Origin of the sequence: Streptomyces aureocirculatus, assembly GCF_000720475.1 — a bacterium.
In the GTDB taxonomy this organism is placed as follows: Bacteria; Actinomycetota; Actinomycetes; order Streptomycetales; family Streptomycetaceae; genus Streptomyces; species Streptomyces aureocirculatus.
On the sequence record NZ_JOAP01000141.1, the window covers coordinates 1 to 1,194 of the forward strand.

Below are 1,194 nucleotides of genomic sequence, written 5' to 3' on the forward strand. Positions count from 1 at the left end.
TACCTGCACTCCGAGAAGTACCAACTGCGCCCCCGCGACTGGGCGGCGGCCGAGCGCGAAGGCCGCACCATCACCCCCCTGATCACCGCGCTCAACCGCATCCGGCGCGCGAACCCCGCCCTTCAGCAGCTCAGGAACCTGCACTTCCACGAAACGGACAAGGACTCCGTGATCGCCTACTCCAAGTCGGCTGAGGACGCGGGCGGCTCGAACACGGTTCTGGTGGTTGTGAACCTCGACCCCCACCACACCCAGGAAGCCACCGTCTCGTTGAACATGCCAAGGCTCGGCCTCGGCCGGCACGAGTCGGTGCCGGTGCGCGACGAGCTCACCGGCGAGACCTACCACTGGGGCAGGACCAACTACGTGCGTCTGGAGCCCGGCCGCCGCCCCGCACACGTACTCGTCCTGCGACCGTCCTCACCGCAGATCGGAGGGTCACCCACACCATGATCTTCAACGAGCCCGTCCAGGACACCTTCGAGGACACGCCTTCCAAGGACCGTGACCCCGACTGGTTCAAACGCGCCGTCTTCTACGAGGTCCTCGTCCGGTCCTTCCAGGACAGCAACGGCGATGGCATCGGCGACCTCAAAGGCCTCACCGCCAAACTGGACTACCTCCAATGGCTCGGCGTGGACTGCCTGTGGCTGCCCCCGTTCTTCACGTCCCCGCTGCGCGACGGCGGTTACGACGTCTCCGACTACACCGCGGTCCTGCCGGAATTCGGGGACCTCGCCGACTTCGTGGAATTCGTCGACAGCGCCTTCCAGGCATCGCGCGCCGACCCCACAGGACCCTACGGCGACTATTACGTGTGGGCCGACGACGACAAGCAGTTCCAGGACGCCCGCGTCATCTTCGTCGACACCGAAGCCTCCAACTGGACCTTCGACCCGGTCCGCAAGCAGTACTACTGGCACCGCTTCTTCTCCCACCAGCCGGACCTCAACTACATCGGCGCTGCGCTTCTGGCTCGACCTGGGGATCGACGGCTTCCGCCTCGACGCCGTGCCCTACCTGTACCAGGAGGAGGGCACCAACTGCGAGAACCTCCAGGCCACCCATGAGTTCCTGAAGCGGGTCCGCAAGGAGATCGACGCGCACTATCCCGACACGGTTCTCCTGGCGGAGGCGAATCAGTGGCCGGAGGACGTCGTCGACTACTTCGGCTCCTTCGAGAACGACGGCGAC

The 1,194-nt window shown here is 65.5% G+C and carries 2 pseudogenes; both read left to right on the top strand.

The features are described from left to right. A pseudogene (locus IG78_RS0141080) lies at positions 1-453 on the top strand (alpha-1,4-glucan--maltose-1-phosphate maltosyltransferase); the annotation flags it as partial. Beyond that, positions 450-1,194: pseudogene (locus tag IG78_RS43620) on the top strand (alpha-amylase family glycosyl hydrolase); the annotation flags it as partial. The pseudogenes IG78_RS0141080 and IG78_RS43620, both read left to right, overlap by 4 nt.